This is a genomic window from Acinetobacter sp. UBA3132 (assembly GCF_002364825.1).
GTDB lineage: Bacteria > Pseudomonadota > Gammaproteobacteria > Pseudomonadales > Moraxellaceae > Acinetobacter > Acinetobacter schindleri.
In genome coordinates, this window is sequence record NZ_DEZM01000002.1 from 1 (window position 1) to 7,951 (window position 7,951).

8 protein-coding genes are annotated in these 7,951 nt (G+C 43.4%); 5 read left to right on the forward strand and 3 right to left on the reverse strand.

Features of this window, described 5'->3' with window-relative positions; translation table 11 throughout:
• Positions 1–251: 251 nt before the first annotated feature.
• Positions 252–1,130, forward strand: a complete 879-nt coding sequence (locus B4033_RS00050; protein WP_286830960.1) for an EamA family transporter — start codon at positions 252–254, stop codon at positions 1,128–1,130.
• A gap of 67 nt (positions 1,131–1,197) precedes the next feature.
• On the opposite strand, the gene B4033_RS00055 is transcribed toward B4033_RS00050, so the two are convergent.
• The 3 genes from B4033_RS00055 to truB form a co-directional block, all read right to left on the reverse strand.
• The gene (locus tag B4033_RS00055; protein ID WP_004809925.1) at positions 1,198–1,665 is read right to left on the reverse strand and encodes a hemerythrin domain-containing protein; all 468 of its coding nucleotides are present in this window, start codon (positions 1,663–1,665) and stop codon (positions 1,198–1,200) included.
• 126 nt (positions 1,666–1,791) lie between these two features.
• Positions 1,792–2,559, reverse strand: coding sequence for a sulfite exporter TauE/SafE family protein (locus tag B4033_RS00060; protein WP_286830963.1), 768 nt, complete (start codon positions 2,557–2,559; stop codon positions 1,792–1,794).
• 22 nt (positions 2,560–2,581) lie between these two features.
• Positions 2,582–3,487 carry a tRNA pseudouridine(55) synthase TruB gene (gene truB / locus B4033_RS00065; RefSeq protein WP_286830965.1) on the reverse strand — a complete coding sequence of 302 codons (906 nt, stop codon included), beginning with the start codon at positions 3,485–3,487 and terminating at the stop codon, positions 2,582–2,584.
• A gap of 156 nt (positions 3,488–3,643) precedes the next feature.
• Between truB and B4033_RS00070 the strand changes: the two genes are divergently transcribed.
• The 4 genes from B4033_RS00070 (at position 3,644) to B4033_RS00085 (ending at position 7,585) form a co-directional block, all read left to right on the forward strand.
• Positions 3,644–4,675 (forward strand): lipase secretion chaperone, encoded by a 1,032-nt coding sequence (locus tag B4033_RS00070; RefSeq protein ID WP_286830967.1) that lies wholly within the window; start codon positions 3,644–3,646, stop codon positions 4,673–4,675.
• Between the two features lie 396 nt (positions 4,676–5,071).
• Positions 5,072–6,082 (forward strand): lipase family alpha/beta hydrolase, encoded by a 1,011-nt coding sequence (locus tag B4033_RS00075; RefSeq protein WP_286830969.1) that lies wholly within the window; start codon positions 5,072–5,074, stop codon positions 6,080–6,082.
• 267 nt (positions 6,083–6,349) lie between these two features.
• Positions 6,350–7,318 (forward strand): lipase family alpha/beta hydrolase, encoded by a 969-nt coding sequence (locus B4033_RS00080; protein WP_071319818.1) that lies wholly within the window; start codon positions 6,350–6,352, stop codon positions 7,316–7,318.
• 69 nt (positions 7,319–7,387) lie between these two features.
• Positions 7,388–7,585: a hypothetical protein gene (locus B4033_RS00085; RefSeq protein WP_286830972.1), complete on the forward strand. Its 198-nt coding sequence runs from the start codon at positions 7,388–7,390 to the stop codon at positions 7,583–7,585.
• The last annotated feature ends 366 nt before the right edge of the window (positions 7,586–7,951 follow it).

The window sequence follows — 7,951 nt, forward strand, 5'->3', positions numbered from 1 at the left end:
ATTTAAATCATTGATCATTTTCTACTGTAGGAATTTTTAAATTCAAAGTTTTGCGCAGTGATTTTTACACTTTGAATTTAAAATTTTCTGGTCATTTATGGAGCTTAAAAATTTAAATTCATTTGCTTTAAATTTAAGGCAACGGTTCACAAAATATTCTCTCCGCCTACTCATCAAAAATTAACCAGTTTGCTATAATTTGCCTTTCTCCCTGACCTGAATTCTGTGCCTGCCTGGCATATCAAACTCCCATGCCAAACGCCCAACTCCTTGCTGTGTTGTACATGGTTTTATCCATGACTTCATACCAGATCAGTGCATCCTTCGCGAAGCAATTATTTACTGTACTGGACCCGCTGACAGTAACCATTTTGCGTCTATGTTTTGCCGCCATTATTGTCTGCGTGATGTTCCGTTCCTGGAAAATTATCTCGCGACTGCCCTATCTCAAATGGAAAGATTTACTCTGCTACAGTGCAGCACTGGGCCTGATGAATATCCTGTTTTATATGTCACTGGGCAGACTGCCTCAAGGGATTGCAGTTGGCCTGGAATTTGTAGGACCGCTAGGGCTGGCACTGTTATCGATTAAAAATCGCAGTGATTATATCTGGGTAATTCTGGCAATTTTAGGAATCGCATTAATGGTGCCATGGGGACAAGCTGCCAATCATCAGTTTGACCTGCTGGGTGCTGCCTTTGCATTAGGTGCTGGTCTATGCTGGGCCTTCTATATTTTCTTTGGTCAGCGTGTGGTACAGCAGAATATAGGTATGCATGCCCTGACCATTGCCATCAGTATTTCTGCGCTGTGTTTACTCCCATTCGGGCTATATCACAATGCGGCAGCAGTTCTCGATACCCAGCATTGGGGCAAAGCCATTACCATTGCAATTCTGGCAACAGCGATTCCCTATGCGCTGGATCTGAAAGCACTTAAACAGCTGAACAAGATGAGCTATGGCACACTGTCCAGCCTTTCTCCTGCGCTGGCAGCCTTAACCGGTTTTATCCTGCTTGGTGAACGTATCGGCGTATTACAATGGATTGCTTTGGCCTGTATTATGCTGGCTTCTGTCGGGGTCACATTGCGTGCTGCACGTCAGGCCAGAAAGGCAAAAACAGCTTAAATATCTCTTAAAAAAAAAGATGGCTGAACAGCCATCTTTTTTATATTCTAAGTTTTGAATTTAAAACTTAACTTTGTACCAGCATGTCTTTTTTCATGTCTTTATAACGCTGGTATTCATTCTTGTACTGCACAGCTAAAGCGGTCTTTTGTTCTTCTCCAAGAATTTTACCTGCCTGCTGAAAGAAGCCATGTTCTTCTTCTTTTAAGTGATGATGAACCTTTTCTGAAAGTCTTTTGGCAATCGCAATCCAGCCCGGATTACTAAATTCGGTTGCAGTCAGCTCTTCAATCATCTCATCCATTTCATGATGTTCTGCCAAGGCATGACGGGTAATATTCAATCCCGAATCAGTCATCATCAATGGAATATAGAAATAGCGGTCTTCTGCAGTTTCATGGGCAAAGAGTTCGTTTTTAAGCTGCTTGAACAACTCACGGCGTTCTGCCGTATCCCCGGAAGTTTGTAATAGTTTTTCAGCGAGATCACGCTGAATTTCATGACTTTCCCTGAGTGCTTCAAAAATGGTGGTCATGTAATTTTTCTCCTGTTTTTGTCATGCCTTTTTGCATCATAAAGAGGAAATGGCAAGGGTTCAGGAGGTTTTATAAGTAGAAATTGTATAAAAAACTTTAATATTGAGAATGGTTTACATCTATTTTTAAATCAAAAACATTTGATAAGCCAGCCGGCAGATCAGCAAACTGACCAATATGAGAAACAGAATCCGGATAAAACCACTGCCATATTTAAAGGCCAGTTTCACCCCAACAATCGAGCCTGCAATATTCGCCACCGCCATCATGGCACCGACCATAAATAGCACATGACCTGTTGGAATAAAGAAACTCAGTGCAGCCAGATTCGTAGTGAAATTGGCAATTTTCGAAAGTGCTGACGCATGTAAAAAATCCACGCTCAGATAATGGATAAAGAAAAATATAAAGAAACTGCCTGTCCCCGGACCAAAAATTCCGTCATAAAACCCGATCATCAAGCTACCAATAGCAGCGAGCATCAGCATTTTACGTGTCAATTTTTGCTCGACATGTACCCGGCCGAACTGTTTTTTCATGAAAGTATAGACCGCGATCACGATCAGCATGACCAGCACAAAAGGCTTGAGAATATCGACCGGAATTAGCGTGACGCTGGCCGCGCCAGCAAAAGAACTGATATAGCTACACGAGGCAACCACGCCGAGCAAAGCCCACGGCAATTTCACCTGTCGCAAATAGGAAAGTGCCGCAGAGGCAGTGCCGAAAATGGAAGCCAGCTTATTGGTACCGAACACGGTCGCTGGCTGCAGATACGGTAGGCTGCTCATAATCGCTGGAATCTGGATCAGACCACCACCACCGACGGCGGCATCAATTGCCCCTGCCATAAAGGCAAAGCCAATCAGACTGATGATGATCTCGATGTCCATATCAATTTTCTCTTAATATTTACTAGAGATTTAACACACGCTTCGGCACCAGACGCTTACGATCAGTAATTTCTGCCAGGCCCAGACATTTCTCACCCTCAAATACCAGCACTTGTGGCTCTGCCGGATGGTCAATATTACTTTCCATACCACGGCTAAAATATTCAGCACGGCCTTCTGGCGCTTGAACCTGCGGAAAATGCTGCACTGGCGCATAAGCCGGTAGCAATAAAGCTTCACGCTCTTCTTCGCTCAGGCTTTCCAGATATTCAATGGTATAACTTGGAATGATGTCGAAATGACCCGTTTGCGTACGATGCAAATAAGTCAGATGACCATAAGTACCCAATGCCTTGGCAATATCTTCACCCAGTACACGGATATACGTGCCTTTAGAACAGGTCACGTCCAGCGTGATGCTATTTTCAGTAAAAGATAAAAGTTCGATGGCATAAATGGTAATTGGACGCGCTTCACGCTCAATTTCAATACCTTTACGCGCCAGCTCATACAGCGGACGACCTTCTTTTTTAAGCGCTGAATACATCGGTGGTACTTGCTGGATTTCCCCAACAAATTGGGCAATCGTATCCTTGATTAGCTGTTCATTCAGTTCAGGAACAGCTTGTTCAAGCAGGATTTCCCCCTCGACATCACCGGTAGTCGTGCTATGACCTAGAAAAATAGTCGTTTGATAACGCTTGGTTGAATCCAGCAGATAATGCGAAAACTTGGTCGCTTCTCCCAGACAGACTGGCAATAAACCAGATGCCAGTGGATCCAACGCACCTGTGTGTCCGGCTTTTTGCGCACGATACAGCCAGCGTACTTTTTGCAGTGCAGCATTTGAGCTGATGCCTAGAGGCTTATTTAACAGGAACACACCGCTGATATGACGACGCTGAATTTTAGGAGATGAAGATTTCATGGCAAAAAATCAGACAATTTTTAAGTTGGCGCAATGGTAAAACCCTGGTCAATGTTTTACAACTTTTCTATGCTATTCAATCTGTATTTATGGCATATTGAGCCGATTCATTTCTTGATAATAATTGAAGAAAAACAAAATAAAGGTGCATAGGACATGCAGAAATATAAAATATGGATCATTGTTGCTTTAGTGATCCTGTGTCTGGTCACGCTGTTACTGTGGCTTTCCCCTCAGGATGAAAAGCAGACTGCGCATGAACCAGGTAGCGCTCAGCCAGCCATGCTAGATACAGAAGCAAACGCCCTGAATGTCAGTGCCCAGAACAATACTTTTTTTGCCAGCGCCAGCCAGCAGGATACCGAAATCAACTGTAAGATGCAGCTGGATAGCAGTAATCGCCTGATCGTGAATGAACAGACCCGCAACTGTTTTGAATATTTCATTACCCAGTACGGTGAAAAAACCATTGAACAGATTCAGCAGGACTTTAAGACCTATATTTCTCAGAACCACAAAGAGCCTGCCCTGTCCCAGATTCTGGATCTGTGGGATCGTTATATGCAGTATCGTCAAAGTTTTGGTGAAATAACCCCACCTGCCGGTCTGAATCAGGAAGATCCTGCCTATTACCGCAGTATCTATACCAGCACCCAGAATCTGCGTAAACGATTTTTCTCTAATTATGAAATTGAAGGACTGTTTGGTACCGAAGATACTTATCATGAATATACGCTGGACCGTATGGCAGTTCTGGCAGATAAGAACTTAAGTGAAACTGAAAAAGCACAGAAACTGAAAGAACTATTTCAGCAGTTACCGGAAGATTGGCAGGAAAATCTGGAGCAGTTAAATAAATTAGAAGATTTACGTAAACTGACCGCAGATATTAAAGCGCGTGGTGGCTCGACTGAAGAAATCCGCCAGATGCGTTTAAATCTGGTTGGTCCTGAAGCCACACAACGTCTGGAAAATCTGGATAGTAAACGCACGAGCTGGAAGTCCAGTGTGACCAGCTATTTAAATGAGCGTGATAGCATCATGCAAAGCGGCCTGAATGACAGTGCCAAGCAAAAAGCAGTTCAAGAGCTACGTGCGCAGCATTTCAAAAAACCGGAAGAGCGCCTACGTGTAGAAACTTTTGAACAGGTACATGATCAGGGAGGTAAGCTACCCTTTGCAGATTAAACCTGAAAGCCATCACCTGTTGATGGCTTTTTTATCACTGCTATTTGGACAATTTTGTACTTGAACTTCAAGGAGCTACTTCTATGATTGTTTCAAAATATTTTCTTTTACATAAATTTACTTAAGCAAATTATAAATATTTCAAAGACTTTTTATTTAAATACATGTGTATATAAAACATACACTTAAAATTAAACTTCCTTCTGTCAAACATGTCCCCAAATGACATGGTTTTAGACAGCTAAAATGAAAAAATACCGCTACTTACAAAGAAAAATGGCTCAGCCACTCAAGGCTAAGACTGTATTTTATTTTAAAACGTCTGATGGTGTGGGCTACATCACTCTAGAAAAGCAATGATTGCTTGAATAACGATAAAATTAAAAAGGGACGGTTATGCGTACTTTCAACAAGACAGCACAGTTACTGACTGTGACTTTAGCAGCGGCTTTGGGCTTAAGCTTTGCTGCACAAACCCAGGCAGCGGCAAGTGCCACACAAGTCATCGAAAAGACCAAGTCCGATTATGCCAAAACCAAATATCCGATCTTGATGGTACATGGCTGGCTAGGCTGGTCACGCATTGGTACCGATAGTATCGGACTGGATTACTGGTATCAGATTCTGCCGGATATGGCTCGTAATGGCTCCACCGTATTTGCTGCACAATTGTCTCCGGCAAATACCACGATGCATCGCGGTGAACAACTGATTCATCAGGTTGAAGATGTTCTGGCCATTACCGGCAAGAAAAAACTGAACTTGATTGGTCATTCCCATGGTGGGCCGACGGTACTCTATGTTGCAGCGACCCAAGCGCAGTATATCGCTTCGATTACCGGTGTGGCAGGCACCTACCACGGTTCCGAAGTCGCAGATGATATCCAGAACAATAGCCTGAGCCGTACTGCCTTCAACATTCTAGGTGATTATATTGTTGGACCTTTGATTGCACTCGGTCAGTTGAAGCCCGAACTGGAAATTGATTTTGATGCTTCCATGAAATCTCTGACCCAGACCGGATCTAATACCTTTAATGCCACCGTGGCACAGCAAATGGTGAAAGATGGTGTATTGGCTTCCACCGAAAACTGCAATAAAAATTTAAAACAGAAAGACAGTAAAGGCATTCATTACTATTCTTGGACAGGCGTAGCCCAAGCCACCAATGCTCTGGATATTGATACGATCCTGATGCAGTTAGGCCCTTTATCGTATGGCAATAAAGACAATGATGGCATGGTGTCACGTTGTAGCGCGTTCATGGGTAAAGTCATCAATGACCAGTACAAACTTAATCATACTGATCTGGCCAATATGATGTTTGGTCTGAAAGGAATATTTGCACCAGATCCGGTTGCTCTCTATCGCCAGCACGCCAACCGGCTCAAATTACAGGGCTTATAACGCGAGTGCCTATATTTCCAGTGAAATATAGGCTTTTTTTTCTGATTCTTTTTTATTTGGCTTATCCGTGATCTGAAAGCTGTAATGGAAAAATAATAGATCACTTAAGTTTTTGCTGCGGGTTTCCCGATTGGCTGACCCTTATTTTTTAATCAAGCACCACCTTTATAACCGTAACAGCATAGAAAACTGAGTTCCTGCGATAAGGGAACTTTGCACAACGGGATGAGGATCATCCGGTTAAAACAACAAAGTGAGGAAAATATAATGAAATGTAGAGTACTAATCACTGGTCTGCTGCTGGCGGGTTCATGTCTCAGCACTCAGGCATCCACCCAAGCCAGTCAGGTCACTGCAAAAGCCAGCTCCAGCTATGCGAAAACCAAATATCCAATTGTTTTTGCACATGGCATGGCGGGCTTTATTCAGATCGGTACCGATCAGTTTGGCTTAGATTACTGGTACCAGATTCTGCCAGATCTGGCGCGTAACGGCGCCAATGTCTGGGCAACCCGTGTTTCACCATTCAATTCCTCCGAAATCCGCGGTGAACAACTTCAACATCAAGTTGAAGAAATTCTGGCGATTACCGGTGCAGAAAAAGTCAACTTGATTGGTCATTCTCACGGCGGTCCAACCATTCGCTATGTCGCAGGTGTAGCACCGGCTCTGGTTGCTTCTCTGACTTCAGTCGGCGCACCACATAAAGGTTCCCCTGTTGCAGACCTGATCCTGCAAGCAGAAGGAACACCTGTACAAGGTCCTTTAGTAGGGGGAATCAATCTGGTATCTAAAGCCATTACTTGGGCACAAGGTCTGGATCCAAACAGTTTCCCACATGACTCTCTGGCGGGTGGCAGCAGTCTAACCTTGGCAGGATCTGCAAAATTTAATCAGAAATATCCAATTGGTATGCCAACTACAGCTTGTGGTGAAGGTGCCTATCAACAGAAAGGCATTTACAACTATTCATTCACAGGTGTTGGTCAAGTCACGAACCAGCTTGATCCTGATTCAGCACTTAAAGTCACTGCCCTGCTCATTGATGGTGGCAAAGAAAATGATGGGCTGGTATCACGCTGTAGCGCCAAGTTCGGTAAAACCATTCGTGATAATTACAACTGGAACCATCTGGATGAAGTGAATATGGTGCTTGGCTTGAAAAACCTGTTTGCTCCAGATCCGGTGGATGTTTACCGTCAACATGCCAACCGGTTAAAACTACAAGGCTTATAAAGCAATTTGTATGATCAGCCCTAGTCAACATGAGTAGGGCTTTTTCATATCTTCTTAAAATGGAACTTTATGAAACTTAATATTGCATTGATGCTGTTAGCCATGACATCAACCTTGAAGGTTCAAACCAACACCTCTCATCTCCAACAGGCAGAAACAAAATTTATCATATCAAGCTATGCAAAAACCCAATATCCAATTGTCTTTGCACATGCACTCCTCGGCTTTAATCGCTTAGCAACAGAAAATTTAGGAATGGATTATTGATATCAAATCCTGCCTGATTTGGCACGAAATGGTTCCACCGCTTTTGCAACACGCATGTCCCCATTTAAGCGAATTACGTGGCGAGCAATGTATGGCTCAACTTCATAAAGTCCTAGCCATTAGAAGTACGAAAAACTTAATTTAACTGGGCATAGTCATGGTGCACATGCAGTACGTTATGCTGCGGGTGTGATGCCTAAGCAAATTGCATCTGTACTAACGGTAGGCGGTGTCAATCAAGGCAGGGTTGTCGCATCTGATGTTATGAAAATAGCGAATAGCACAGGCACTGCTGCACTACTGAATGTACTAATTAATACCTTCGGAAATGTACTGCTGTGGGCACAAGGGCTAGATGGGCAAATG

Coding starts and splice junctions, on each gene's coding strand:
- B4033_RS00075 (WP_286830969.1), top strand. CDS start 5,072: ATGCGTACTTTCAACAAGACAGCACAGTTACTGACTGTGACTTTAGCA.
- truB (WP_286830965.1), bottom strand. CDS start 3,487: ATGAAATCTTCATCTCCTAAAATTCAGCGTCGTCATATCAGCGGTGTG.
- B4033_RS00060 (WP_286830963.1), bottom strand. CDS start 2,559: ATGGACATCGAGATCATCATCAGTCTGATTGGCTTTGCCTTTATGGCA.
- B4033_RS00080 (WP_071319818.1), top strand. CDS start 6,350: ATGAAATGTAGAGTACTAATCACTGGTCTGCTGCTGGCGGGTTCATGT.
- B4033_RS00050 (WP_286830960.1), top strand. CDS start 252: ATGCCAAACGCCCAACTCCTTGCTGTGTTGTACATGGTTTTATCCATG.
- B4033_RS00070 (WP_286830967.1), top strand. CDS start 3,644: ATGCAGAAATATAAAATATGGATCATTGTTGCTTTAGTGATCCTGTGT.
- B4033_RS00055 (WP_004809925.1), bottom strand. CDS start 1,665: ATGACCACCATTTTTGAAGCACTCAGGGAAAGTCATGAAATTCAGCGT.
- B4033_RS00085 (WP_286830972.1), top strand. CDS start 7,388: ATGAAACTTAATATTGCATTGATGCTGTTAGCCATGACATCAACCTTG.